Raw genomic sequence first — 23,880 nt, forward strand, 5'->3', positions numbered from 1 at the left:
TCACTTCACCTCGCTGCCCGGCGCCACATTGCCCGGATCCAACAGGGACAGGTCCTTGCCGCCCGGCCCGGCGCTCAGCAGCATGCCGCGCGACTCGATGCCCATGATCTTGCGGGGCTTCAGGTTCGCGACCACCACCACGTTGCGCCCCACGAGCTGCTCGGGAGCGAAGGCCTCGGCGATGCCCGAGACGATGGTGCGCGGCGCCGGCTCGCCCAGGTCCACGGTGAGCTTCAGGAGCTTGTCGGCCTTCTTCACCTTCTCCGCCGCCAGCACCTTGCCGGTCTTGAGCGCCACCTTGAGGAAGTCACCAAACTCGATGTCAGCCGGCACCGCGGGGGCAGCGGACTCGGTCGTCACGGCAGGCGCGGCGGCAGGGACTTCCACTTGCGTCTCCTTCTTCGTCTCAGGTGCGAGGGGCTGCGGCGCGGACGCAGCAGCATCCGGCGCCTTGATGATGGCGTTCACGCGCTCCTCCTCCATGCGAGGCAGCAGCGGCTCCGGCGTTCCGATGACGCCAGTGCGATCCAGCAACGGGTACTTCGCGGTGGCCAGCGCCTGGAACGTGAGCGGCGGCGCGTTGAGCTGCGCGAACAGCTTCTCCGACACGCGCGGCGTCACGGGCGCCAGCAACGCGGCCAACAGGTAGGCCACGTCCGCCGCGTCCGACAGGTCGGCGCGCGCGGCCTCGGCGTCCTTCTTCACCTGCGCCCACGGCGCCTGCGCCTGCAGGAAGGCGTTGGCCGCCGAGGCAATCTCCGTGATGACCTTGATGGCGACGCGGTACTCCAGCTTCTCGAACGCCTCGCGCACCTCGGGCACGCGAGCCAGCGCGGCCTCCACCAGCGCGCGGCCAGCCCCCTCCGCGCGCGCCGGAGCCAGCTTCTTCTCCAGCGGTCCGGCCAGGAGCGACAGCGCGCGGTTGGCCAGGTTGCCCACGTTGTTGACCAGCTCGCCGTTCACCCGGTTGCGGAAGTCCTTCAGGTTGAGGTCGAGGTCCTCCACGCCCGCGCCCAGGTTGGCCGCGTAGAAGTAGCGCAGGTAGCTGGGGTCGAGCTGATCCAGGTAGTCGCGCGCGGGCACCAGCGTGCCGCGGCTCTTCGACATCTTCTCGCCGTTCACCGTGAGGTGGCCGTGCACCTTGATCTCATTGGGCACGTGGAAGTTGGCCACGCGCAGCACGGCGGGCCAGAACAGCGCGTGGAAGTAGACGATGTCCTTGCCGATGAAGTGGATGATGCGCGTGTCGGCGTCGGCGGCCCAGTAGTCCAGCGCGCTCGCGGCCTTGCCGGTGTCCTTGGCCCACTTCTCCGTCGTGGCGATGTACCCGATGGGCGCGTCCAGCCAGACGTAGAAGTACTTGTCCGTCTCGCCCGGGATGGCGAAGCCGAAGTACGGCCCGTCCCGGCTGATGTCCCAGTCCGACAGGCCCTTCTCGAAGAAGCCCTGGAGCTGCGCGGCGAGGCCCGGGTGGATGAAGCCCGGCGTGCGCAAGAGCGTCTGGAGGAAGTCCGCGTGGCGCGACAGCTTGAAGAACAGGTGCTCCGAGTGGCGGCGGACCGGGGGCGTCCCACAGAGCGAGCAGCGCGGATCAATCAGGTCCGTGGGGTTGTAGGTCTTCCCACACTTCTCGCAGGCGTCGCCGTACTGATCCGGCGCCTTGCAGTTGGGGCACGTGCCCTTGATGAAGCGGTCGGGCAGGAAGCGGCGGTCCTTCTCGCAGTACGTCTGCTCGATGTCGCGGCGCTCGATGTCGCCCTGCTCCTTCAAGCGCCCGTAGATGAGCTCCGCGTAGTGGCGGTTCTCCGGCGAATTGGTGGAGTGGAACTTGTCGAACCGGATGTCGAAGTCGTGGAAGTCACGCTGGTGCTCGTCCTGAAAGCGGGCGACGAACTCCTCCGGCTTGATGCCCTTCTTCGCGGCGTTGATCTCGATGGGCGTGCCGTGCGTGTCGTCGGCACAGAAGTAGACGACGTCCTTGCCGCACGAGCGCAGGAAGCGCACGAAGATGTCGGTCTGCACGTACTCCACGACGTGGCCGATATGGATGGGACCGTTCGCGTACGGAAGCGCGCTGGTGACGAGGGTTCTCTGCGCCATGGACTCTCCTGAGGGCGGCGGACAATAGCCGCTCGAAGGGTCGAGGTCATCGCTGGCGTTGCGAGGGACCGCTGCGCCTCGACGCCGGCGGTGTTATCGACCGGATACGCATGTGCACCCTCGTGATACTCCGCCACGTTCACCCGGAATGGCCGCTGGTGCTCGCCACCAACCGGGATGAATTCCTCGCGCGCCCCGCTTCGGGCCCCCAGGTGCTCTCCGAGTCTCCCCGAATCGTGGGAGGCAAGGACCTGGAGCGGGGTGGAACGTGGGCCGGAGTCACTAACGGGGGCGTCTACGTCGGGCTGACGAACCAGCGCGGCGCGGGAGGACGGGGCCCGGCCGCCCGCTCGCGCGGCGAGGTGGTGCTCCGCGCGCTCCAGGCCGGCTCGGTGGCCGCCATCGACCAGTACCTGGACACCCTCCCCGGCGACGCGTTCCTGCCCTTCAACCTCCTCTACGGCGACGCGCAGACGCTCCGGGTCGCCTATGCCCGCCCCGAGGCCGCGCGACTGCTCCGACAGGACGTCCCGCCCGGCGTGCACGTGCTGCCCAACGGCGTGCTGGACGCCCCTGACATCCCCAAGGTGGCGCGAGCCCGCTCGCTCGCGACGCGGGTGGCCCAGCGCCCATGGCCCGAGCTGGCCGAGGGCCTGAAGGCCCTGCTGGCGGACCACGCCCTGCCCGACGTGGAGGCGCTCCCGCCCGCCCTCGATGGAGACGCCCTGCCGCGCGAGTTCGTCCGCCAGCTCCAGGCCCTGTGCATCCACACTCCCGGATACGGAACGCGCTCCGCGGCGCTCATCGCAATGGCCCCGGGACAGGTGGGCCACTACCTGGCCACGGAGAACGCCCCCTGCCAGGGAGGCTGGCGGGACGTCAGCGGCCTGCTCACAACGGCCGCGCGGACAGGGCCGCGATGACGGCGTCGTAGCCCGCGGCGTACACGGCCTCGAACGCAGGGCCCGTCCCCGTGAAGGCGTCTTCGGCGGGAGAGGCCACGTCGACGCGAATCTCCCGCACCTCGCACCCCTGCCCCGGTTGGTAGAAGGCCGCCTCGCCCGTCACGTTGATGGCGATGAGCCGCGCCCCTGGGAAGAGCACGCAGGCGTCGTGCACCGGGACGGCGGACACGCGGTCCGCGCCCGGATCGATGCGCTCCAGCGTGGCGTCCTTGAACAAGAACGGATTGGCGGCACTCGCGGCCACGGCCTCGGCCAGCGAGCCCTCCGTCACCGTCACCCGCGTGAGCCCGTCCGCGGTCGGCTGTTGGTAGAAGGTCGCGAACGGCACGGGCAGCCGCTCCACGCGAGCCCCCGCGTAGAACGTGTCCAGGACATGGGTGAAGCGCGCGTGGCTGAGCTGCGGCACGGTGGCCGCTCCGCCCGCCGCGCCCAGCACGCCCGCCACTACCGCCGGCGCCAGCGCCCCGCCCGACAGCGCCACCGCCAGCAGGCCCAGCGTGGCGCCCACCACGCCTCGCCCCGCCGCGGCCTCCGCCGTCTGGTGCTCATACTCGGTGAAGAAGGCCCGGTAGCGCGCGCGAGGCTCCATGCCCGGCGCGGACGCATAGAGGCTTCCCACCACCGCGCCCATGCTGTTGCCCACCACGCAGTCCACCGGGACGCCTCGCGCCTTCAGCGCCGCCAGCGCGCCCAGGTGCGCCAACCCTCGCGCGCCTCCCACGGACAGCACCACGCACGTGCGCTCCGGCGCGCCGCGCACCGCCCCCCGATGACACGACGTGCCCACCAGCAGCACGCACCCGGCCAGCACGGCCCAGCCGAACAGCCGACCCATTCCCACCTCCGACGAGGACTCCGTCCGCGCACCCTACTCCCAGTCGGGCCTGGAGCGCCGGGCCGCCCTATTGAGAAGACTGACTCTCACTTTGAGAGCCAATTCAGCAGGCAAACGTCCAAGCCCCTGAAATCACGTCGCGTGAAACTGGCCCCTGGGATGCACTTCCAAGCAGGGACAGCCTCTTGCCGCGGACCGGCGGGAGCGACGCATCGCGAGGACAGCATGGAAACGAACCCTGGGACCCTCCCTCTCACCGCTCCGAATGCGGGACGCAGCGTGGCCAGCACGGCGCACGCGTGGCGCACGCTGGAGGGGGCTGGCTTCGAAGTCCGCCGGCCCTTCCCCACGCCCAGCCTGGACGCGTTCGATCCCTTCTTGCTCTTGGATCACATGGGGCCCATGGAGCACGCGCCTGGGCAGGCCCAGGGCGCTCCGGATCATCCCCATCGAGGCTTCGAGACGGTGAGCTACATGCTCGATGGCGAGTTGGAGCACTCGGACAGCACCGGCCGCTCGGGGAGGATCGGCGCGGGGGACGTGCAGTGGATGACGGCCGGCGCGGGCGTGGTGCACTCGGAGATGCCATCGCGCAGGCTTCAGGAGCAAGGGGGCCGCATCGAGGGGCTCCAGCTCTGGGTCAACCTCCCCCGCCGGGACAAGCGCATGGCGCCGCGCTACCAGGAGGTCCCCTCGGCGCGCATCCCCGTGGGCACCAGCGCGGACGGTCGCGTGCGCGTGAAGGTCATCGCGGGCGAGGCATTGGGACAGCAGGCCGTCATCGAGACGCGCACGCCCATCTTCTACCTGCACTTCACGCTCGCCCCGGGCGCCAGACACGTGCAGCCCGCGCCCGCCGCGTACAACGTCTTCGCCTACGTGCTGCGCGGCCGCGTGAAGGTGGCGGGTGAGGACGTGGCCGAGGGCGACGCGGTGTTCCTCAAGCGAGATGGAGACACGGTGGAGCTGTCCACCGAGGGCACGGAGGGCGCGGACGTGCTGCTGCTCGGCGGCGTTCCGCTCCACGAGCCGGTCGCGCGCTACGGCCCGTTCGTCATGAACACGCGCAAGGAGATCCTCGAGGCCATCGAGGACTACCAGGCCGGGCGCATGGGCCAGATTGTCCCGAAGGATGAGTCCACCGCCGGCCGTGGGTGACGCACGTCACCCCGGCGCGACGGTGCTCTGCGCGGAGGGCTCCGCGTCCGTCGGGGCCAACCGTGCCACGAGGGCCGCGAGGAACGCACGCAGCCGCGAGGCCACCGCGGGCGAATGCCCCGGACTTCGCAGCGCGCGATGCAAGGACACGAAGTCACGCGCGAGCTGCGGGTAGCCGAGCACCGAGTCGCGCAGCCCATGCCACGGCGTGTGGAGACCGCTCGCGGCGACGGCCTCGGAGAGCGCCTCCAGCGGCAGCATCAGGCCGTAGAGCATGCCCGGCCGGCCGCCCTCGGCGCGCAGCAGGTGCACCTCGCCGGGGGGCACGACGACGAGGCTGCCGGGCGGCGCCAGCCAGTGGTGCCCTCCCGACATCCCCTCCTGAAGCTGGGCCGAGTCAAGCGTGAGTTGCAGCTCCGGATGGACGTGCGGCGCCTCGGTGAGCCGGCGCCCCTGAACGCGATAGAGCCACACCCCGGGATAGGCCTCCGGCCGCCAGACCTGCCCCGCGCGCTGCGCCTCACTCTCCTCCATGCCCCTGGCTCCCCGGCGCAGCTCCCGGAAGGGAGCCGACCGCGAAGCAAGATGCGGAGGCCTCGTCACCGCAGCAAGCCTCCCCCAGGAAGCGAGCCGTCCTCCAAACGACACCGCCCCCAGCGCACGAGGCGCCGGAGGCGGTGTTCCCCGCGACACGCTCGAACAGGAGGTCCGAGCGCGCCGCTTGGGAAGGACGACTAGTACGCGGCCTTCAGCGACGTGCCGCTGTAGGCCGAGTAGCCACGGAGCATGATGTACATGCGGCCCGCGGCCGTCTTCGCGGCGGCGGAGCACGACTCGTTGTTGCCGCTCAGGTACGGGCGGCAGTCATACGAGGACGTGGTCGGCGCGGAGCCGAACTTGATGTACATGTCCGCGTCGCCCGTGCCGCCGCTCAGCGTGTACGTGGAGGCCTTCGAGGCCGGCAGGTCGATGCAGTAGTAGGTGTTGGAGCCGCTGGCGCCCGACAGGCCCGTCTTCGCCACGCCGTTGGTCAGCGTGGTGCAGGTGATGGGCACGCCCACGCCCACCGCCTCCCAGGCGGCCTTCACGGCGTCCTGGGTGGCCTGATCGTAGCCGAGCTGCTGCGCGGCCTGGATGGTCCAAGCCTTGGCCTGCTCATACGTCGTGCCCGCCGTGTACAGGTCCGTGTTGGCCTTGTACCAGATGGCGCCGGCCTTCTGGACGCCGATGCCCGGCACCACGATGGACGAACGGCCGCGCGGGTGCGTGCCGCCCGTGGAGAGCAGCGCGAACGCCAGGTTGGGAACGCCCGAGCTGTAGTGCACGTCGGTGCTGGACGTGAAGTCCGAGGCGTAGTCGATGGACGCGCCGTCCTTCTTCGGGTCGTTCATGTAGCGGAGCGCGTCGCCCGGCGTGGCGGGCGTCCAGATGTCCTCGCCGACCATCCACACGTCCGCGTTGGTGCTCCACGTGCCCGACTGCCAGCTCTCACAGTAGGCGCCGAACGTGTCGGACATGGCCTCGTTGAGGCCACCGGACTGACCGGAGTACGTGAGGTTGGACTCGTTCTCCGTCACGGCGTGCGTCAGCTCGTGCACGGTGACGTCGCCGTCCTTGCCCAGCGGGCCGGAGTTCACGCCGTCGCCATCGCCGTACACCATCTGGGTGCCGTCCCAGTACGCGTTCACGTAGTTGGCGTCGTAGTGCACCGTGCTGATGTACGTGTGGCCCAGGTTGTCGTACGAGTCGCGGTTGAAGTTCGTCTTGTAGCAGTTGTACGTGTAGCCCAGCATGTCGTAGTTCGTGTCCACGACCGCGTCGCCGGTGGCCGCCTGGCCCTCGCTGCGCTTGAGTGTACCGGGCTGCACGACCTTGTTGCCGGCCGAGTACACTTGGCGGCTCAGCGCGGTGTGGATCTCCGGAACGTTCTGCGTGATGGAGGCATCCGCGGCGTTCACATAGACGCGGTTGCGCAGGGGCATGCCCTCGCCCTGGCCCACGACGCGAACCTCGTACGCCAGCTTGATCTGCTGATCATTCTGGTCGCGCACGTAGACGAGCCGGGGCTCGCCCTGGACGGACAGCTGGGTGCCCTTCGTGGCGCGCAGGGCCGCCACGGTCGCGGCCTGCGAGGCGATGCCAGCGCGCGCCGACGGCGTGGCGCCGCTGCGGCCCGAGCCGTTGGCCATGAAGATGTTCCCGTCGCGGTCGACGTGAACGACGATCTCCTCGCCCACCACCGGCAGCCCATTCAGCGTCTGGCTGTAGCGGATGTGCGAGGTGCCCTTCTCATCCACACTCACGCGACGGACCTTGAGGTCGTCGGCGTTCAGGCGGAAGGCGGACGCGATGGAGGGCATCGCGGAGGAGATGGAGTGGTGCACGTCCGCGAGCGCGAAGCCCGACAGCGTGCGGTCGGCGGTGCCCAGGTGGCCCAGGAGCGTGTGAGGGGTGCCGTCCTCGTTGGAGCCGGCGATGCTCGCGCCGGGCATCGCGCTGAGGGCGTGCTGCACTTCCGCGACATCGTCGACCTTCGGCGTGTCAACGGTGTTGGTGTCGGCGTCGCCCACACCACAGGCGGCGATCGGCATGGTGGCCAGCAGAGCTGCGACGAAACGAGTGCGAACCAAGATGGTCCTCCTGCCCGGCGGCGGGGGTGTCGCCGTGGCAGGCCCGCTGTTAGCAGTCTTCAGGCCAAGTCATTAAGTGCGCGAAATACCTCGCATCAACACAAGTCCGAGCTTTCCTGGTTGGCGCATGCCCGCCCCAGAAATGTTCCAGGGGATGCATCGAATCGTTACAACCTTGCTCGCAAGTCCTCGAATCTTAAAGATTTTGACGAAGAACACGTCCCTGTCCTGAAACGCGACACCCCGTCCGACGCTTGTCCTGGATTCAAACAATCCAGAATTCGCGGACTTTTCTTGTGCTCAAATGGACTCTCGAATTACCGATTAGGCCACGAACGCGCCGAGGACGACGCGGGCGCGGCCGTCCATGGAGAGGGTGCGCTCCTCCACGTGGGGGAAGCCGGACGTGCGGGCCAGTTCCTGGAGGTGCCGCATCCAGGGGTTGTAGGGCATGCCGTTGTCGGAGCAGCACGGCACCACAGCGAAGGGCAGCTGGTGGCGCGCGGCGTACTCGATGATGACGCGGGTGGCGCCATCCGGGTGCATGCCCACCACCAGCTCGGCCTCGCAGGGCTCGTCCAGCGTGAAGATGCGCTGGGCGTAATGCCGCACGGGCAGGTGCTTGTGACGCAGGTCGAAGGTGGTGACGGTGCGGCCCCGCTGGGTCAGCGCCTCGTTGAGCCGGCCCTGGCCCCCCGCGACGTCGAAGATGCGCGACGCGCTCGGGAAGCGCTCCACCAGCAGGTCCGCGAAGAGGTCGAAGCGCCGCTTGTCCGCCATGCGCCCCCCTCTATCCGAGAGCGCCCGGCGGCGCATCCCTCTTCGGGCCTAGGTCCGCTCGCAGACCGTCCAGAGCAGGCGCTCGATGACCAGCCGGCCATTGCCGGAGGACTTGAGCGCCAGGTCGGCGTCCGCACAGGCCACCACCGCGTCGAGCAGCTCGCGGCGCTCATAGCGCGCCGCGGCCTGCATGCCGAACGCGAGCGCCCAGGCATTGGGCATCTTGCGCTTGGTGGCCTTCAGCTCCGCCTCCAGCTTGGGGAGGATGCGGGACTCCACGTCGCGGCCCGTGCGCGGCGGCGTGCCCCCCGCGTACTTCTCCAGCCACGCGTGGTTCTCCAGGAGCGATCGCACGATGGAGGCCACCGCGCCCAACAATTGCAGCGCGTGCGTGCCCTGCCCCATCGCGTCCTCCGCGTAGGAAAGCGCCGCGCGCAGCTCGCGCTTCTGGAGGGCCTCGGTCAGCTCGAAGAACTCCTCCTCGCGCGCGTGATGCACCAGCAGCGCCACGTCCGAGGCGTCGATGGTGGCGCCCTCGGCGTAGGTGGCCAGCTTCTCCAGCTCGGATTGGAGCAGGCGGATGTTGCCGCCGATGCGCTCCTTGAGCCCCTCCAGCGCGCCGGGCCCCAGCTTCTTCTTGAAGGGCGCCAGGAACTCGCGGGACAGCTCCGTGAGGTCCAGGTCCTTGTGGCGCGCGGCCACCTTGCGCTCGACCAGCCGCCCCTTGTCCTGGGCGAACTTGAGCAGCGGGTTGCGCGAGTCCACGTCGGTGGCGGCGAGCACCAACGCGTGCCCCGCCGGCACGCCCTTGTTCAAGAGGTCCAGCAACGCCGAGGCGTCTCCCTCCGGCGCGCTGATCCGCTCCTCGCGACAGAAGGCCGCGGCCTCCTTGAGGAAGGCGAGGTCCGCGTCCGCCAGCTCCACGTTGAGCTCTTCCTTCCACTGCTCCACCGTGGGCGCGCCCGCCGCGTTCGGGTCCAACTTGTCCACGCCCCAGCCCGCGCGCCCCGCCAGCGCGAGGAGCCGCCGCGCGCCTTCCTTGCGCTTGCCCGCCTTCCACGCCTCGCGCGCCTTGGCGAGCGCGTCCCCGCGGCCCTTCTTGGGCGCGAGGAACTCCGGGTCGCGCACCAGCACCACCTTGCGCCCGGGGAACAGCGGCAGGGTGGCCACCTCCTGCGACACCTCGCGAGGTGACGCGGCGTCCAGCGCCACCAGGTTGAGCCCCATGGCGGCATCCGGCACCAGCGCCTTGACGAGTTCGTCGGCGCCCCGGCGCACCAGGAACTCCTCGCCCCACAGGAGGTACAGCGGCCACACGCGGCCGTCCTTCACCTCCTTCAACACCTCGTCCATGTCCGCGCTCACCGCGCCTCCAGGAACAGTTCGATGAGCATCCGCTCCAACTGGAGCCTCGGCGAGCCGTTGCGCGTGACGATGGCCGTCCGCGCCGACTCCAGCAGCGCGTGGCGGCGGTGCAGCGCGGTCTCGGAAGTCCGCGCGGCCACCTCGCGCGCCAGGGCCAGCAGGTCCGCGTTGGCCAGGTGCTCACCGCCGGCCTTCGCCAGCGCCACGTCGCGCGTCCACAAGAGCAACAAGTCCAACATGCCCTCCGCGTCGTCGCGTGAACCGCCGTGCGCGTCCGCGAACCGCAAGAGGGCCGGGACGTCATCGCCGCGCAGCGCCTCGAAGGCGGTCACCCCCTCCTTGCGCTCCGCCAGCGCCTCCAGGTCCAGCGCGAGCGCGCGCCCGAGGCTGCCTCCCGACATCACCGCGGCCAGCCCCGCCGTCGCCGCGTCCAGCTTGCGCTCTTGCTGCACGCGCTGGGCGATGAGTCCGGCGGGCAGCGGTCCGAAGTGGACCTTGCTGCACCGGCTGCGGATGGTGGGCAGGAGCCGGTCCATGGCGCTCGCCACCAGGATGAGCGTGGTGTCCGCGGGCGGCTCCTCCAGCGTCTTCAGGAAGGCGTTCTGCGCCTGCACGTTCATCGCCTGGGCGCTGACGATGATGGCCACCTTGCGCCGCGACTCCAGGCCCCGGAGCGCCACGCGCTCCTGGAGCTGGCGGATCTGCTCCACGCGAATCTCGCGGCTCGGCGTGCCGGTGAAGTCCGAGCGCCCCGCGAGGCCACGCGACACGCGCTCGTCGTCCGGCATGAGCCACGTGACGTCCGGGTGCAGGCCGCGGGCGACGCGCGCGCAGCTGCCGCACTGGCCGCAGCCCTCGTCGGGCCGCTCCGGGCACGTCAGGGCCATGGCCAGCCCCACCGCGGCCCGCTCCTTCCCTACCCCTTCGGGGCCCGCGAACAAGCAGGCGTGGTGCACCGCGCCGGCGCGCAGGGCCGCCTGGAGTGAATCAATCGCGCGGGGCTGTCCCAGCACGGAGGCGAGCGTCATGGGGGGTGTATCCCCGCTCGCGCCGGGCACGTCAACCGCCGCATTGACCTGGGCGTGACGGGGCGGTGAGATTCGCGAGGCTTGCTTCCCTTCCTTCAGAGCAATCTCTCCCTGGCGGTGGGGGCGGTGCTGGCCGTCCTCCTGCTGGGCGCCCTCGCGGCCACCTCCGACAAAGACCTGCGCCGAGACTTGCGGGGCGCGCTGCGGTTGCTCATCGCCTTCGTGGTGCTGCGGCTGGCGGCGTGGGCGCTGCCCGACACGTCGCACAAGGCGGCGCTGAAGCTCGTGCGCGTGGCGTGGATGCTGATGTTCGCCTTTGGCGTCATCCGCGCCGGGGTGGGTTTCGGGCTGAAGCTCTGGCGGCTGCGCTCGCCCGGCACCACGCCAAAAATCCTCCGCGACGTCATCGACTTCACGCTCTACGCGCTGGCCGCGGTGCCCATCCTCCAGACGCAGCTCAACCTGGACCTGGCCGGGCTCGTGGCCACGTCCGCGGTGCTGTCGGTGGTCATCGGCCTGGCGCTCCAGGAGACGCTGGGCAACCTCTTCGCGGGGCTGTCGCTCCAGTTGGATCGCCCCTTCGAGGTGGGCGACATCGTCCACATTGGCGAGCACAGCGGGCGCGTGGTGCACCTGGGCTGGCGCTCCATCCGGCTGGCCACCTTCCGGCGCGAGCTCATCACCCTGCCCAACGGCATGGTCGCCAAGGAGAAGGTGAAGAACTACTCCCAGCGCCACGAGCCCGTGGGCGTGGATGTGACGCTCGGGTTGTCCTACGACGCGCCGCCCAACCGCGTGAAGCAGGCGCTCGTGGAGGTGGCCCAGGAGATTCCGCACATCCTCGTGGATCCCCCGCCCTTCGCGCGCACGGTCTTGTTCGACGAGTCCTGCGTCCGCTACATGGTGCGCTTCTTCCTCTCGGATTTCACGCTGGCCGAGACCGTCAAGGAGGAGCTGCACACGCGGCTGTGGTACCGGCTGCGCCGCGACAGCATCGACATCCCGTTCCCCCAGCGCACCGTGCACGTGCGGCAGGAGACGCGGCGTCTGGAGCTGTCCGAGGAGACAGTGCACGACCTGTTGCGCGCGGTGGACCTGTTCAGCCCGCTGGGCACCTCGGAGCTGGAGCGCCTGCGCCGCGAGGTGGCGGTGCGCCGCTTCGGCCGGGGTGAGCGGATCATCCAGGAGGGCGACGAGGGCCGGACGTTCTACGTGGTGGGCTCCGGCGAGGTGAGCGTGCGCGCGGGCAAGGCGCAGGCGGAGGTCACCCGGCTGGGACGCGGCAGCTACATTGGCGAGATGTCGCTGCTGACGGGCGAGAAGCGCGCGGCCACGGTGGTGGCGATGGAGGACTCGGTGCTGCTGGAGCTGGACCGGCCCACCTTCGGGCGGCTGTTCTCCGAGCATCCACAGCTGGCCGGGCAGCTCTCCCGCCTGCTGGCCCAGCGGCGCACCCAGCTGCGCGCCGTGGCCGAGGCCCATGGCGTGAGCGTGGACCCCGCCCCCGAGGCGGGCCGCATCCTCGGGCGCCTGCGGCAGATCTTCGGACTCGCCCACGAGTAGGGCTGTTCGCTTCTGGGAATCGCTGTCCCGGGTCCGAGCGCCCGCGCGGCCAGCGGCCGTGGTTCACAGCCCCCTCCCCGAGTCAAGGCCGCGCCGGGGAGGGTTGGCACGGCATTCGCTGGGAGCGGACGGACATGGACACCCTTCGCCAGGACCTTCGTTACGCGCTGCGCACCTTGTCGCGCACCCCCGGCTTCACCGTGGCCGCCGCGCTGACGCTGGCGCTCGCCATTGGGGCCAACACGGTCCTGTTCAGCGCCATCCACGCGGTGCTGATGCGCCCCTTGCCCTTCCCCCGCGCCGAGTCGCTGGTGCGCATCTGGGACACGCAGGAGGGCATCGACCGCGCCTCCGTATCCGAGCCCGAGGTGCTGGGGTGGCGCGAGCAGACGCAGGGCTTCTCACAGATGGCCGCGTATGACCGGGCGGACTACAACCGCCAGGCCGTCGACAGGCCGGAGCGGGTGCGCGGCGGGCGCGTCACCACCAACTTCTTCGCGCTGCTCGGTGTGGCGCCCGCGCTCGGCCGCGACTTCACCGAGGAGGATGCCCCGCCTGCCGCGCCCTCCTCGCGAGTCATCGTGAGCAACGGCTTCTGGAAGCGCGCGATGAACGGCGCGCCGGACGCGGTGGGCCAGACGCTGGTGCTCGATGGGCGCAGCCACACGGTGGTGGGCGTGCTGCCCGAGTCCTTCACGTTCCCGGACTTCAGCGACGAAGCCGACGTCTGGGTACCGCAGTGGATGGATCCGCAGCGGCACGGCATGCACCACCTGAGCGTGCTGGGGCGACTGGCCGCGGGGCGCACGGTGGAGGCGGCGACCGCGGAGCTGTCGCGGGTGGCGGGGCCCATCTCGCACGTGAGCGCCGGAGAGAAGCCCCATGGCGTGCGGCTGGTGTCGTGGCGCGAGGCGCTGGTGGAGGGCACGCGCCCGGTGCTCTGGACGCTCTGGGCCGCGGTGGGCTTCGTGCTCCTCATCGCCTGCGCGAACGTGGCCAACCTGATGCTGGTGCGCGCGCTCGGGCGGCAGCGCGATGGCGCCATCCGCGCCGCGCTGGGCGCGCCCCGGGCAAGGCAGGTGCAGCAGGCGTTGGTGGAGAGCGTCCTGCTCGCGTTGCTGGGCGGCGCCGTGGGCATGCTGCTCGTGCTCTGGGGCTTGGAGCTCGTGCGCACGCTCCTGCCGCCCAACATGATCCGCATGGCGCCGATGGAGCTGAGCGGCGCGGCGCTCCTCTTCAGCTTCGGGCTCTCGGTGGGAACGGGCGTGCTCTTCGGCCTCGCGCCCGCGCTCTACATGTCCACCGTGAACGCGATGGGAGTCCTTCGGGGCTCCAGCCGCTCGGTCTCCGGCACCAGCAACCCGCTGCGCAGCGGGCTCGTGGCCGTGCAGCTCGCGCTGGCGCTGGTGTTGCTCGTGGGCACGGTCCTCATGGTGCGCACGCTCGACAACGTCCAGCGCGTGGACCTGGGGTTCGATCCGCACGGCGTGCTGACGGCGCGCCTGTCCCAGCCGCTGACCCAGAGCCCCGGAGACCTGGCTCGGCGCGCGGCGCTCTTCGAGCAGATGCGGCAGCGGCTCTCCGCGCTGCCCGGCGTGGAGGCCGCGGGCTTCGTCAACGACGCGCCGCTCGGCGGCAGCAACAGCAACGGCGACTTCGTCATCGAGGGGCGCGGCGCGCCTCCGGAGGGCCAGCGCTGGCTCACCGAGCTGCGCGTGGCCACCCCGGACTATTTCCGCGCCATGCGCATCGCCCTGCGGAGTGGAAGAACGTTCGAAACCGGAGACATCGCGAGCGCGGCGCCCGTGGTCATCATCAACGAGGCGTTCGTCCGCCGGTACTTCCCGGGTGAGGACGTGCTGGGCAAGCGGATCCGCGTGGACTGGACGGACGCGGAGCCCTACCGGGAGATCGTCGGCGTGGTGGGCGACGTGCGCCATGAGCGCCTCACGGATCCAGCCAAGCCCGAGTCCTATGTGCCGCTCACCCAGTTCCCGTGGCCCACCATGACGCTGGTGCTGCGCACGCGGGGTGACCCCGCCACGATGCTGGCCTCGGTGCGCACCGAGGTTCAGGCCGTGGACAGCACCCTGCCCGTTCAGGACCTGCGCCCGTTCGATTCCCGACTGGACAACGAGCTGCGACGTCCCATGGCGGTCACTCGACTCCTGGGGTGCTTCGCGCTGCTCGCGCTCGTCTTGGCCGGCGTGGGCGTCTACGGCGTCATGGCCTACGCGGTGAGTCAGCGCACGCGGGAGCTGGGCATCCGCCTGGCGCTCGGAGAGCACCCGAGTTCGGTGCTGCGCCTGGTGCTCGGCCAGGGCATGCGCCTGACGCTGGTGGGCGTCGCCGTGGGCGTGGTGGCCGCGCTCGCGTGCACGCGCCTCATGGCGAGCATGCTGTACGGTGTGAACGCCAACGAGCCGCTCATCCTGGGCGGGGTGGCATTGACCCTGTCCTTCGTGGCGCTGCTGGCCAGCGGCGTGCCCGCGTGGCGCGCCAGTCGGGTGCCGCCCACCGTGGCCCTCCGCGCGGAGTAGGAGCGCACGCTCGTGCATGGTGGGAAACGCGTGACGCTCGCCACTGCACTCGCGGTACCTGCGACCCTTTGACGCCCAGCATGGGACGCGATTAAACGCTCCCATGCACTGCGACTGGACCTTTCTTGTCCGAGCGAGCGCCGTCGTCGTTCCTGGCGCGCTGCTCATGGCGTTGCACGCAGCAAGCGCCGCGACCCCGCAGGCGACCCCGGACACGCCCGCGGGACTGGAGAAGCTGTCGCGACGGCGCATCTTCTTCGGGCACCAGTCGGTGGGGGCCAACCTGCTCGAGGGCATGGGCCGGCTCATGTCGCGAGGAGGGCCCGCGCCCCAGGTGCGGGAGGTGCGCGAGCCCACCGCCGCCGTCGCGCCCGGCACGCTGGCGCACGCGATGCTCGGCCACAACGAGCAGCCCGAGTCCAAGCTCGCTGACTTCGAGCGGTACATGGACGGCGGGATGGCGGCGCAGACGGACGTCGCGCTGCTGAAGTTCTGTTACATCGACTTCAACGTGCACACGGACGCGCGCGCGCTGTTCGCCCGCTACCGCGCGACCCTGGACGGACTGAAGGCGCGCCATCCCCAGGTGACGTTCGTGCACGTCACCGTGCCGCTCACCACGGTGCAGTCGGGGGCGAAGGCGTGGCTCAAGGAGCTGATGGGCCGCTCGGTGTGGGGCGTGGGCGAGAACGTCACGCGCGAGGCGTTCAACGCGCTGATGCGCCAGACGTACGCGGGCAAGGAGCCCCTGTTCGACCTGGCCACGCTGGAGTCCACCCGGCCCGACGGAACCCCCGAGACGTACACGCTCAACGGCCGCGCGTATCCGGCGATGGTGGCCGCGTACTCGAACGACGGGGGACATCTGAACGAAGTCGGGCAGGCGCGCCTGGCCACGGCCTTCATCGACTTCCTGGCCGCGTTGCCACCCGCCACACGGACCTCTCCCGCCCAGGCCGTGCCGTGACGCCATGGCCACGACCCTTCCGCTGAGGCGCGGGCTCGGAACCCTCCTCGCCCGCCTGAAGCTCCACCGCTGTCGGGCAGTGGGGCTGGCGCCCATTGTCCTGGGCCGGGTGTGGATCCACGGCGAGGGCGAGGTGGTGCTCGGCGACCACGTGGTGCTGGACGGCCGCGTGGCGCCCATCGAGCTGCACGCGCAGCGCGGGGGCCGCATCGTGCTCGAGGACGACGTGGCCATCGAGGGGGGCAGCTCCCTGGAGGCGCAGTCATGCATCACGGTGGGCGCGCACAGCCGGCTGGGGACGTGGTGCAAGGTGATGGACAACCAGTACCACCCGCTGCGGGGCAACCGTCACGAGCGCCCCGCCTCGGTGCCGCTCACGATTGAAGAGGACGTGACGGTGGGCAGCCGCTCTATCCTGTTGCCCGGGACCCACCTGCAGAAAGGCGCCCGGCTGGCACCCGGCACCGTTGTTTCTCGGCGCATTCCCTCGGGAGTCCGGGTGGGGGGTTCACCCGCCCGAGTGTTGCGCACGGAGGAGCCAGGATGAACGCGCCCACCTTCCCACTGCACCCGGCGCTCGTGATGGCCCAGCTCGCCGAGATGCGCGATCAATTCCGCCCGCGCGCCGAGCGCGCCATGGGGATCCTCCGCGCGAAGTGGTTCCTGCGCGACTGTCATCTGGATTGGGGCGTGGCCACCTACGGCCGTGTCGTGGTCGACAACCAGGGCGTGGTGGAGTTGGGCCCGCGCCTGAGCTTCATGGGAGGCATGGTGCCAACGACGCTCACGTGTCACCCCGGCGCGAGGTTGGTGGTGGGTGCCAGCTCGCACTTCAACTACGGCGTGTCGTTGGAGGCCTGGGAGTCGGTGTCCATTGGCGAGCGCTGCATGTTCGCCTCGTTCGTGCGCATCTGCGATCGCGACGGGCACCGCACCGCGCCCATCGTCATCGAGGATGACGTCTGGGTGGCCCACGGCGCCATCCTCATGCCGGGCGTGCGCATCGGCGCGCGCTCGGTGGTGTCCGCCGGCAGCATCGTGACGCATGACGTGCCACCGGACATGCTGGCCATGGGCAATCCCGCGCGGACGATGAGCATGGACCTCGTCGCCCGGGGCACTGGCACCTGACGGTCCCTTTCGCGGCGGGACTCAAGGAAACGCCCCGCCGCCGTTCTTCTCTCCTCGTTCATCCCTTCACCGCACAAACGATAGGACCCTACCGTGAGCACACGCGACAGCATCCGGAGCTTCATCGTCGACACCTTCTTCGTGGATGAGTTCGGCGACGATGATTCGTTTCTTCGCAAGGGGCTCATCGACTCCACGGGAATGATGGAGCTGGTGGCCTTCGTGGAGTCGGAGTTCGGCATCAAGCTGGAGGACAAGGAGCTGGTGCCGGAGAACCTGGACTCGCTCTCGCGCGTGGTGGCCTTCGTGGGCCGCAAGCAGGCGCTGGCGAAGGCGAGCTGACCCGTCATGTGCGGCATCGGGGGGTTCACCTTCGCGATGGGCGGCACGGACGTGCACGGCCCGAACGCGGCGCGGCTGCGCCAGATGACGGCCAGCCTCCGACACCGGGGGCCGGACGCGCAGCGCGCGCGGCTCCTGGAAGGGGTGGCGCTGGGACACACGCGACTGTCCATCGTGGACCTCGCGTCCGGGCACCAGCCCATGCACGACGAGGCCACGGGCGTCACGCTCGTCTTCAACGGTGAAATCTTCAACCACGTGGAGCTGCGCGAGCAGCTCGCGTCGGGGTACGCGTTCCGCACGCGCTCGGACACGGAGGTCATCCTCGCGGCCTATCTGGCGTGGGGAATGGACTGCGTGCGCCGGTTCGAGGGCCAGTGGGCCTTCGCGCTGTGGGACCCGCGCGACCGCACCCTGTGGATGTCGCGAGACCGGGTGGGCATCTGCCCGCTGTACTTCGCGAGGCTGCCGGACGGACAGGTGGCCTTCGCGTCGGAGATGAAGGCCCTGTTCGCCAGCGGGCTGGTGACGCCCGCGTTGGACGCGCGGGGCCTCAAGCAGACCTTCCAGCTGTGGGCTCCGGTGGCGCCGCGCACGTCGTTCGAGGGCGTGTCGCTGCTGCCCCCCGCGCACACGGCGCGCTGGCGCGACGGCGCGCTGACGCTCCTGCGGTACTGGGACCTGGACTTCGGCGTGGCGCCCGAGCCCGTGGAGGACGCGCCGCGGCTGCTGGAGGAGCTCGACGCCGTGCTGGAGCGCGCGGTGCGGTTGCGGCTGCGCGCGGATGTGCCCGTGGCGGCGTACCTGTCGGGCGGGTTGGACTCGAGCTTGCTATGCGCGCTGGCGCAGCGGCAGCTCGGGGGCACGCTGCGCACGTTCTCGGTGGGCTTCGCGCACGCGCGCTTCGATGAGCGCAGCCATCAAGCCGCCGTGGCCCAGGAGCTGCGCACCGAGCACCGCGTGGTGGAGATGCGGGATGGAGACATCGGCGGGCTGGTGCCAGGCGTCATCTTCCACGCCGAGCAGGCGATGATGCGCTCCGCGCCCGCGCCCTTCCTGCGGCTGAGCTCCTGGGTGCGCGACAACGGCATCAAGGTCGTCCTCACCGGGGAGGGCTCGGACGAGATGTTCCTGGGCTACGACCTCTTCAAGGAGACGAAGGTCCGCCAGTTCTGGGCGCGCGCGCCGCAATCGCGCTGGCGCCCGCTGCTCCTGCGCAAGCTCTACCCCACCCTGTCGGTGAGCCAGCAAGGCGTGGAGCTCTTGCGCGAGTTCTACGGCCAGGGACTGGAGGAGCCGGGCGCACTGGCCTTCTCGCACCTGGTGCGCTGGTCCAACAGCGGACGCATCCAACGCTTCCTCGCGCCGGAGTTCGCGGCCCGCGTGGCGGACGAGGATCCGGTGGCCTCGCTGTTGGAGACGGTGCCCGCGCACGTGGGCACCTGGCGCCCCCTGGCGCGCGCGCAGTACCTGGAGGCGCGCACGCTCCTGTCCGGGTACCTGCTGTCCGCGCAGGGCGACCGCATGCTCCTGGGCAACGCGGTGGAGGGGCGCTTCCCGTTCCTGGACACCGCGGTGATGGAGTTCGCCGCGCGCGTGCCCGAGCGCCTGCGCCTGCGTGGACTGGACGAGAAGCACCTGCTCAAGCGCTACGCGCGCGGCAAGGTGCCGGCGTCCATCCTGGAGCGACAGAAGTTCCCCTACCGCGCGCCCATCGCGGGCGCCCTGGTGGGCGCCGAGGCCCCCGCGTGGTGCCGCGAGCTGCTCGCGCCCGAGGCCGTGGCCACCACGGGCGTGTTCGATGCGCGCAAGGTGGAGCGGCTCGTCGCCAAGCTGCGCGCGCCCAACGCGGCGGAGAGCGAAGCGGACACCATGGCCCTGTTCGCCGTGGCGTCCACGCAGCTGCTCGCCCATCACTTCCTGTCCCCGCGTCCGCCGCCGTCCGCGGAGGTAGAGGCCGTGGCGCTGGAGGCCGCATGAGCGCCCCGGACACCGCGCCCGCGTGGGTCTGGGCGCACGCGGACACCACGCCGGAGGCCCCCGCGGTGGACTCGCCCTGGGCGCGGCTGACGTACCGGGAGCTGGCCGCGCGCATGCGGGCGCTGGGGGGACACCTGCGTGGCTCGGGCGTAGGGCCGGGGGTGCGCGTGCTCATCGCGCTGCCGCTGGGCTGCGCGTCCGCCGTCGCGTCCCTGGCCGTGCAGGCACTGGGCGCGTGCGTGGTGGAGCTGGACCGCACGACGAGCGGGACCACGCTGGACGCCATCCTCGCGCAGACGGGCGCGCGGCATGCGTTCTTCTTCGGACAGGACGCGCGGCAGTGGGCCGGGCGCTCGCAGCTCACGCACCTGTGGGTGGTGCACCCGTCCGCGCCGCCGGAGAGGATGCTCGGGCTGCTGCGGGGTGCCGCGAGCGCGTGGGTGCAGGAGGACGGCGCGCTCGGCGCGCAGCCGCACGAGGCGCCGCTCGAGGCCCTGCCCTTGGTGGCCTCGGACTCGCCCGCGGCCATCGTCTATACCTCGGGGAGCACGGGCACACCTCGGGGCGTCGTGCAGACGTTCGCGAACATCGCGGCCAACACGCGCGCCATCGTGGAGTACCTGGGACTGTCCGCGCGCGACCGCGCGATGCTCGTGCTCCCGCTGCACTATTGCTACGGCAAGAGCGTGCTCCAGACACACCTGCTCGCGGGCGGCTCGGTGTTCCTGGATCCGCGCTTCATGTACCCGCAGGTGGTGCTGGACGCGATGGCCACCGAGGGCTGCACGGGCTTCGCGGGCGTGCCCCTCACCTTCGAGCTGCTGCGGCGGCAAGGCGCGCCCGAGGCCCTCGCGAAGCTGACCTTGCGCTACCTCACGCAGGCCGGCGGAGGCATGTCGCCGGACACCGTGCAGTGGGTGCGCGAGGCCTTCCAGCCCGCGAAGCTGTTCGTCATGTATGGCCAGACGGAGGCCACCGCGCGGCTGAGCTACCTGCCCCCCGAGCGCGCTCACGACAAGATCGGCTCCATCGGCATCGCCATCCCCGGCGTGGAGTTGCGCGTGGTGAGCGAGGACGGGCTGCCGCTGCCCACGGGTGAGACCGGCCATCTGGTCGCGCGCGGCGCCAACGTGACGCCGGGCTACCTGGGCGCGCCCGAGGACACGGCGGCCATCCTGCGCGAGGGCTGGCTGTGGACGGGCGACCTCGCGTGGAAGGACGCCGACGGCTTCTTCTTCCTGGTGGGCCGCGCGAAGGAGATCCTCAAGATTGGTGGCCACCGCGTCAGCCCGGCGGAGCTGGAGCACGCGCTGGCCCGCCACCCCGCCGTGCTGGAAGTGGCGGTGGTGGGCGTGCCCGACGAATTAGGCGGAGAGGCGGCCCTCGCGGCCGTGGTGCTCCGTCCCGACGCGGCGGTGAAGGAAGACGACCTGCGGCGCTTCTGTCGCGAGTCGCTCCCCGCCCACAAGGTGCCGCGCCATGTCGTCTTCTCCGACGCGCTGCCACGCGGTCCCAACGGCAAGGTCCTGAAGGCCGAGCTGCGAACCCGACTCACGACCCCTGTCTCACCCTCTCAACCGAGGTCCTCGACATGAAGTTTTCCAAGCAGGTGCTGGAGCTGGACTGGGAAGCCAAGGCGGCCTCGCTGGCAGAAGGGCTGCGCGAGGCGGTGCTGCGCAAGCTGCGTCGGCGCGGGCTGGTGGTGGCCATCTCCGGCGGAATCGACTCGGCGTGCGTGGCCGCATTGGCGGTGCGCGCCCTGGGACCGGACCGTGTGTTCGGCCTGCTCCTACCGGAGCGCGACTCCAGCGGCCTGTCCTCGCAGCTCGGCCGAGAGCTGTGCAGTCACCTGGGCATCCAGCACACGTTGGTGGACATCGCGCCCGTGCTGGAGGCGGCGGGGTGCTATTCGCAGCGCGACGCGGCGGTGCGCTCGGTGTTCCCCGGGTTCCAGCCAGACATGAAGTGGAAGATCGTCATGCACGGCGATCGGATGAACACCGACGCGCTGAACGTCTTCTACGTGGTGGTGCAGGTGAACGGCGAGGAACAGCGCTTCCGCCTCACGCCGCAGGCCTACGTGCAGATTGTCGCGGCCACGAACTTCAAGCAGCGCGTGCGCAAGATGATGGAGTACTACCACGCGGATCGGCTGAACTTCGCCGCGTCGGGCACGCCGAACCGGCTGGAGTATGACCAAGGCTTCTTCGTGAAGCTCGGCGACGGCGCGGCGGACGTGAAGCCCATCGCCAGCCTCTACAAGACGCAGACATACAAGCTGGCGCGGCACCTGGGCGTCATCGACGGCATCCTCAACCGCGAGCCCACCACGGACACCTTCAGCCTGGAGCAGTCACAGGAGGACTTCTATTTCTCCGTGCACTACTCGCAGCTCGACCTCATCCTCTGGGCGAAGAACCACGGCGTGCCCCCCGAGGAGGTCTCCGCGCAGATGGACCTCACGCCGCAGCAGGTGCAGCGCGTGTTCGATGACATCGACCAGAAGCGCCGCACCACCGCGTACCTGCATGCGCCGCCGCTGCTGCTGGAGCCCGTGCCGGAGCTCGCGCCGTTCAAGATGGGCTGAGCCCGACCGAGCCGCGAGCCGCGTCGAACCCTGTCGCGTCTCGCGGCCCTGGGCGTCCCCTACGGGAACGTCCGGGCCTGGGGAATGTCCTTCAAGGGACTGAAGCCCCAGCGCGCGCGCTCCTCGTCCGTCACGCGCGGGTCCATCGTGTAGAGCACCATCTGCGGGGTGCCCTGAGCGGGGACATACTGCGTGCCGAAGCGCTGCGGCTTGCCGGCCCGCATGAGCCACCGGTCCCACGCGGCCGCCGCCATCCAGAGGCCCTTGGGGTGCCCTCGGCGCGCGGCCTCGGCGCCCATGTCTCGGGCCATGGCGTAGTCCTCCAACGTGCCCCCGTGCTGGAAGATGATGCCCGCGGAGAAGAAGTCCGCGCCCGTCTTCAAGTCACCGTGCGCCACCATCTCCTTCACCCGCGTCAGGCGCTCACGGTCCTTCGCCATGAACTCGGCGAGCTGCTCCTTCGTGGGCTTCATCACGAGGTGGGTGCGCGCCTGCTGATCCTCGGCGTACAGGCGCTGCAGCTCCGCGTTCGAGCCGGGAAAGGGCTCCGGCATCTTCGCGATGCGCTCCAGGAGGGCCGTGAACTCCGGCTCGGCGCGCAGCGAGGCCAGGTCGTCGTCCTTCTTCATCCACTCCACATCCCGGTAGCCCGCCTCGGCCGCCTTGGACAGCCACGCCAGCGTCTCCGCCTTGCGCTCCAATCGCCCCGCGGCGCACGCCGCCGCGTAGGCCGCGTCGCCATCGCGGTTCCCCGCGCTCCAAGCCTGCGTGTAGAGCACCAGTGCTTCCTCGGGCTTGTTCTGGTGCAGCAGCGCATCCGCGATGCGGACCTGGCTGCGCCCCGGCATGGGCGTGGCAGGGGGCTCCATGAAGGGCAGCTCGCTGGCCGTCTCCGCGCCCGGCGCGAGCGGCGGCGCGACAGGTGTCGGCGCGGACGAGGATTCCTGCGCGGGCGCATGAGCACAGGCCGAGGCCAGGGAGAGGCACAGTGCGGAGGCAATGAGCAGTCGCATCCCCACACTCTAGCCAGGACCGCAAATCAGGTCACACGCAACAAACCAGACGCTCCCCTGACATCCGCGTCATGACATGCGCGTCGCGTCTGCCATTCCTCGGGTGTATCGACCGGGCCAGGACGCGCGGCCTTCCACTCGGAGCGCTCCCTTGGCCATTCAATTGCACAGGGGCGCCGCGGCCGACTTCGACGTCCTTCTCCTGGGGTTCCATGCGTTCTCGATGCCACGCCGGGCTGTTGCTGCTGCTGTGCCTGTCCACCGCTCCCGCCTGGGCCGAAGACGCCCCCGAAGCCCCACCCCGGGAGCAGCGCAAGCACCTCCTCCTCGGGCTGCGTCTGGGTTATGCCTTTCCCGCGGGGGACCTGGTCCGCGACCAGAAGCTCTCCTCCCGTTACGTGGGGATGATCACCCCCCAGTTCGACGTGGGCTACAGCCTCACCCCGAACTGGTCGGTGGAAGGCGCGTTCCAATTCGGCATCGCGCGTGTCGCGCCAGGCGCCTGCGACCCGAGCGTGCGTTGCAGCGGAGCCATGCTGCGGTTCAGCACGGACGTGAACTACCACTTCCTGAGCCAGGGGCCCCTCCAGCCTTGGATGGGCGCGGGCCTCAACTTCGAGTTGGCCTCGCTGAGCACGGGCCGAGAAGGCAGCTCACAAGGTCGCCAGGCCTCGGGCTTTCTCTTCGCGCATGTCCAGGGAGGCATCGACGTGGAGGTCGCTTCGTTCCTGCGCGTGGGCCCCTACTTCACGGGCACCCTGGGCAAGTACACCACCGTCTTCGAGACCTTCGACCCATTCGGCGGCAGCCAGACCGTGCCGAGCTCACGGCGAGCCTTTCACGCGTGGCTCCAACCCGGGCTCCGCCTCCAGTTCCTGCGCTGAGCCCGCGCTCAC

20 protein-coding genes are annotated in these 23,880 nt (G+C 70.3%); 12 read left to right on the top strand and 8 right to left on the bottom strand.

All coding sequences use genetic code 11. The annotated features are described in order from the left end of the window. Positions 1 to 2,100: a methionine--tRNA ligase gene (gene metG, locus KRR26_RS30500; RefSeq protein WP_120200787.1), complete on the bottom strand. Its 2,100-nt coding sequence runs from the start codon at positions 2,098 to 2,100 to the stop codon at positions 1 to 3. 110 nt (positions 2,101 to 2,210) lie between these two features. Here metG and KRR26_RS30505 point away from each other — a divergent pair, with 110 nt between their 5' ends. After that, positions 2,211 to 3,023 (top strand): NRDE family protein, encoded by an 813-nt coding sequence (locus KRR26_RS30505; RefSeq protein WP_120200789.1) that lies wholly within the window; start codon positions 2,211 to 2,213, stop codon positions 3,021 to 3,023. On the opposite strand, the gene KRR26_RS30510 is transcribed toward KRR26_RS30505, so the two are convergent. Then, positions 2,992 to 3,900 carry a patatin-like phospholipase family protein gene (locus KRR26_RS30510; RefSeq protein WP_217081530.1) on the bottom strand — a complete coding sequence of 303 codons (909 nt, stop codon included), beginning with the start codon at positions 3,898 to 3,900 and terminating at the stop codon, positions 2,992 to 2,994. The genes KRR26_RS30505 and KRR26_RS30510 overlap by 32 nt on opposite strands. A 279-nt stretch (positions 3,901 to 4,179) precedes the next feature. Between KRR26_RS30510 and KRR26_RS30515 the strand changes: the two genes are divergently transcribed. Beyond that, positions 4,180 to 5,058: a pirin family protein gene (locus KRR26_RS30515; RefSeq protein ID WP_217081531.1), complete on the top strand. Its 879-nt coding sequence runs from the start codon at positions 4,180 to 4,182 to the stop codon at positions 5,056 to 5,058. A 6-nt stretch (positions 5,059 to 5,064) separates the two neighbouring features. Here the strand turns inward: KRR26_RS30515 and KRR26_RS30520 are convergent, their stop codons facing one another. The 5 genes from KRR26_RS30520 to holB form a co-directional block, all read right to left on the bottom strand. Continuing rightward, positions 5,065 to 5,592 (bottom strand): AraC family ligand binding domain-containing protein, encoded by a 528-nt coding sequence (locus KRR26_RS30520; RefSeq protein ID WP_120200796.1) that lies wholly within the window; start codon positions 5,590 to 5,592, stop codon positions 5,065 to 5,067. Positions 5,593 to 5,792: 200 nt separating this feature from the next. Next, positions 5,793 to 7,688, bottom strand: coding sequence for a M4 family metallopeptidase (locus tag KRR26_RS30525; protein ID WP_120200798.1), 1,896 nt, complete (start codon positions 7,686 to 7,688; stop codon positions 5,793 to 5,795). Between the two features lie 324 nt (positions 7,689 to 8,012). After that, the gene (locus KRR26_RS30530; RefSeq protein WP_120200800.1) at positions 8,013 to 8,468 is read right to left on the bottom strand and encodes a methyltransferase domain-containing protein; all 456 of its coding nucleotides are present in this window, start codon (positions 8,466 to 8,468) and stop codon (positions 8,013 to 8,015) included. Positions 8,469 to 8,516: 48 nt separating this feature from the next. Further along, complete coding sequence (gene holA / locus KRR26_RS30535) at positions 8,517 to 9,821, bottom strand: DNA polymerase III subunit delta (RefSeq protein WP_120200880.1); 1,305 nt, start codon at positions 9,819 to 9,821, stop codon at positions 8,517 to 8,519. An 8-nt stretch (positions 9,822 to 9,829) separates the two neighbouring features. Next, positions 9,830 to 10,861, bottom strand: a complete 1,032-nt coding sequence (gene holB, locus KRR26_RS30540; RefSeq protein ID WP_217081532.1) for a DNA polymerase III subunit delta' — start codon at positions 10,859 to 10,861, stop codon at positions 9,830 to 9,832. Positions 10,862 to 10,942: 81 nt separating this feature from the next. On the opposite strand from holB, the gene KRR26_RS30545 reads away from it, so the two are divergent. The 9 genes from KRR26_RS30545 to nadE all read left to right on the top strand — a co-directional run bounded on the left by KRR26_RS30545 (position 10,943) and on the right by nadE (position 21,971). Then, positions 10,943 to 12,424 carry a mechanosensitive ion channel family protein gene (locus KRR26_RS30545; protein WP_120200804.1) on the top strand — a complete coding sequence of 494 codons (1,482 nt, stop codon included), beginning with the start codon at positions 10,943 to 10,945 and terminating at the stop codon, positions 12,422 to 12,424. 134 nt (positions 12,425 to 12,558) lie between these two features. After that, positions 12,559 to 14,964: an ABC transporter permease gene (locus KRR26_RS30550; protein WP_120200806.1), complete on the top strand. Its 2,406-nt coding sequence runs from the start codon at positions 12,559 to 12,561 to the stop codon at positions 14,962 to 14,964. Between the two features lie 166 nt (positions 14,965 to 15,130). Further along, on the top strand, positions 15,131 to 15,931 hold the full coding sequence (locus tag KRR26_RS30555) for a hypothetical protein (RefSeq protein WP_236069351.1): 801 nt from the start codon (positions 15,131 to 15,133) through the stop codon (positions 15,929 to 15,931). Positions 15,932 to 15,935: 4 nt separating this feature from the next. Continuing rightward, entirely contained in the window at positions 15,936 to 16,478 is a 543-nt protein-coding gene (locus KRR26_RS30560) for an acyltransferase (RefSeq protein ID WP_120200810.1), read from the top strand. Then, positions 16,475 to 17,062 carry an acyltransferase gene (locus tag KRR26_RS37720; protein WP_120200812.1) on the top strand — a complete coding sequence of 196 codons (588 nt, stop codon included), beginning with the start codon at positions 16,475 to 16,477 and terminating at the stop codon, positions 17,060 to 17,062. Before KRR26_RS30560 ends, KRR26_RS37720 begins: the two co-directional genes overlap by 4 nt. A gap of 93 nt (positions 17,063 to 17,155) precedes the next feature. Continuing rightward, positions 17,156 to 17,404 (top strand): acyl carrier protein, encoded by a 249-nt coding sequence (locus KRR26_RS37075; protein WP_120200814.1) that lies wholly within the window; start codon positions 17,156 to 17,158, stop codon positions 17,402 to 17,404. A gap of 6 nt (positions 17,405 to 17,410) precedes the next feature. After that, positions 17,411 to 19,384, top strand: coding sequence for an asparagine synthase (glutamine-hydrolyzing) (gene asnB / locus KRR26_RS30575; protein ID WP_217081534.1), 1,974 nt, complete (start codon positions 17,411 to 17,413; stop codon positions 19,382 to 19,384). Further along, positions 19,381 to 20,979 carry a class I adenylate-forming enzyme family protein gene (locus tag KRR26_RS30580; protein WP_217081535.1) on the top strand — a complete coding sequence of 533 codons (1,599 nt, stop codon included), beginning with the start codon at positions 19,381 to 19,383 and terminating at the stop codon, positions 20,977 to 20,979. Before asnB ends, KRR26_RS30580 begins: the two co-directional genes overlap by 4 nt. Next, positions 20,976 to 21,971, top strand: a complete 996-nt coding sequence (gene nadE, locus KRR26_RS30585) for an NAD(+) synthase (protein WP_217081536.1) — start codon at positions 20,976 to 20,978, stop codon at positions 21,969 to 21,971. Before KRR26_RS30580 ends, nadE begins: the two co-directional genes overlap by 4 nt. A gap of 59 nt (positions 21,972 to 22,030) precedes the next feature. Here the strand turns inward: nadE and KRR26_RS30590 are convergent, their stop codons facing one another. After that, positions 22,031 to 22,984 carry a TPR end-of-group domain-containing protein gene (locus KRR26_RS30590; RefSeq protein WP_217081537.1) on the bottom strand — a complete coding sequence of 318 codons (954 nt, stop codon included), beginning with the start codon at positions 22,982 to 22,984 and terminating at the stop codon, positions 22,031 to 22,033. A gap of 212 nt (positions 22,985 to 23,196) precedes the next feature. Here KRR26_RS30590 and KRR26_RS37080 point away from each other — a divergent pair, with 212 nt between their 5' ends. Then, positions 23,197 to 23,868, top strand: coding sequence for a hypothetical protein (locus KRR26_RS37080; RefSeq protein WP_199723628.1), 672 nt, complete (start codon positions 23,197 to 23,199; stop codon positions 23,866 to 23,868). Positions 23,869 to 23,880: the final 12 nt, after the last annotated feature.

Source organism: Citreicoccus inhibens, from assembly GCF_019039035.1.
In the GTDB taxonomy this organism is placed as follows: Bacteria; Myxococcota; Myxococcia; order Myxococcales; family Myxococcaceae; genus Citreicoccus; species Citreicoccus inhibens.

What these genes read in the sequence shown, in the direction of transcription:
- KRR26_RS30530 (WP_120200800.1), bottom strand. Translation starts at nt 8,468, where the DNA reads ATGGCGGACAAGCGGCGCTTCGACCTCTTCGCGGACCTGCTGGTGGAG.
- KRR26_RS30505 (WP_120200789.1), top strand. Translation starts at nt 2,211, where the DNA reads ATGTGCACCCTCGTGATACTCCGCCACGTTCACCCGGAATGGCCGCTG.
- KRR26_RS30590 (WP_217081537.1), bottom strand. Translation starts at nt 22,984, where the DNA reads ATGCGACTGCTCATTGCCTCCGCACTGTGCCTCTCCCTGGCCTCGGCC.
- metG (WP_120200787.1), bottom strand. Translation starts at nt 2,100, where the DNA reads ATGGCGCAGAGAACCCTCGTCACCAGCGCGCTTCCGTACGCGAACGGT.
- KRR26_RS30510 (WP_217081530.1), bottom strand. Translation starts at nt 3,900, where the DNA reads ATGGGTCGGCTGTTCGGCTGGGCCGTGCTGGCCGGGTGCGTGCTGCTG.
- holA (WP_120200880.1), bottom strand. Translation starts at nt 9,821, where the DNA reads ATGGACGAGGTGTTGAAGGAGGTGAAGGACGGCCGCGTGTGGCCGCTG.
- holB (WP_217081532.1), bottom strand. Translation starts at nt 10,861, where the DNA reads ATGACGCTCGCCTCCGTGCTGGGACAGCCCCGCGCGATTGATTCACTC.
- KRR26_RS30555 (WP_236069351.1), top strand. Translation starts at nt 15,131, where the DNA reads ATGGCGTTGCACGCAGCAAGCGCCGCGACCCCGCAGGCGACCCCGGAC.
- KRR26_RS37080 (WP_199723628.1), top strand. Translation starts at nt 23,197, where the DNA reads ATGCGTTCTCGATGCCACGCCGGGCTGTTGCTGCTGCTGTGCCTGTCC.
- KRR26_RS30560 (WP_120200810.1), top strand. Translation starts at nt 15,936, where the DNA reads ATGGCCACGACCCTTCCGCTGAGGCGCGGGCTCGGAACCCTCCTCGCC.
- KRR26_RS30520 (WP_120200796.1), bottom strand. Translation starts at nt 5,592, where the DNA reads ATGGAGGAGAGTGAGGCGCAGCGCGCGGGGCAGGTCTGGCGGCCGGAG.
- nadE (WP_217081536.1), top strand. Translation starts at nt 20,976, where the DNA reads ATGAAGTTTTCCAAGCAGGTGCTGGAGCTGGACTGGGAAGCCAAGGCG.
- KRR26_RS30580 (WP_217081535.1), top strand. Translation starts at nt 19,381, where the DNA reads ATGAGCGCCCCGGACACCGCGCCCGCGTGGGTCTGGGCGCACGCGGAC.
- asnB (WP_217081534.1), top strand. Translation starts at nt 17,411, where the DNA reads ATGTGCGGCATCGGGGGGTTCACCTTCGCGATGGGCGGCACGGACGTG.
- KRR26_RS37720 (WP_120200812.1), top strand. Translation starts at nt 16,475, where the DNA reads ATGAACGCGCCCACCTTCCCACTGCACCCGGCGCTCGTGATGGCCCAG.
- KRR26_RS30550 (WP_120200806.1), top strand. Translation starts at nt 12,559, where the DNA reads ATGGACACCCTTCGCCAGGACCTTCGTTACGCGCTGCGCACCTTGTCG.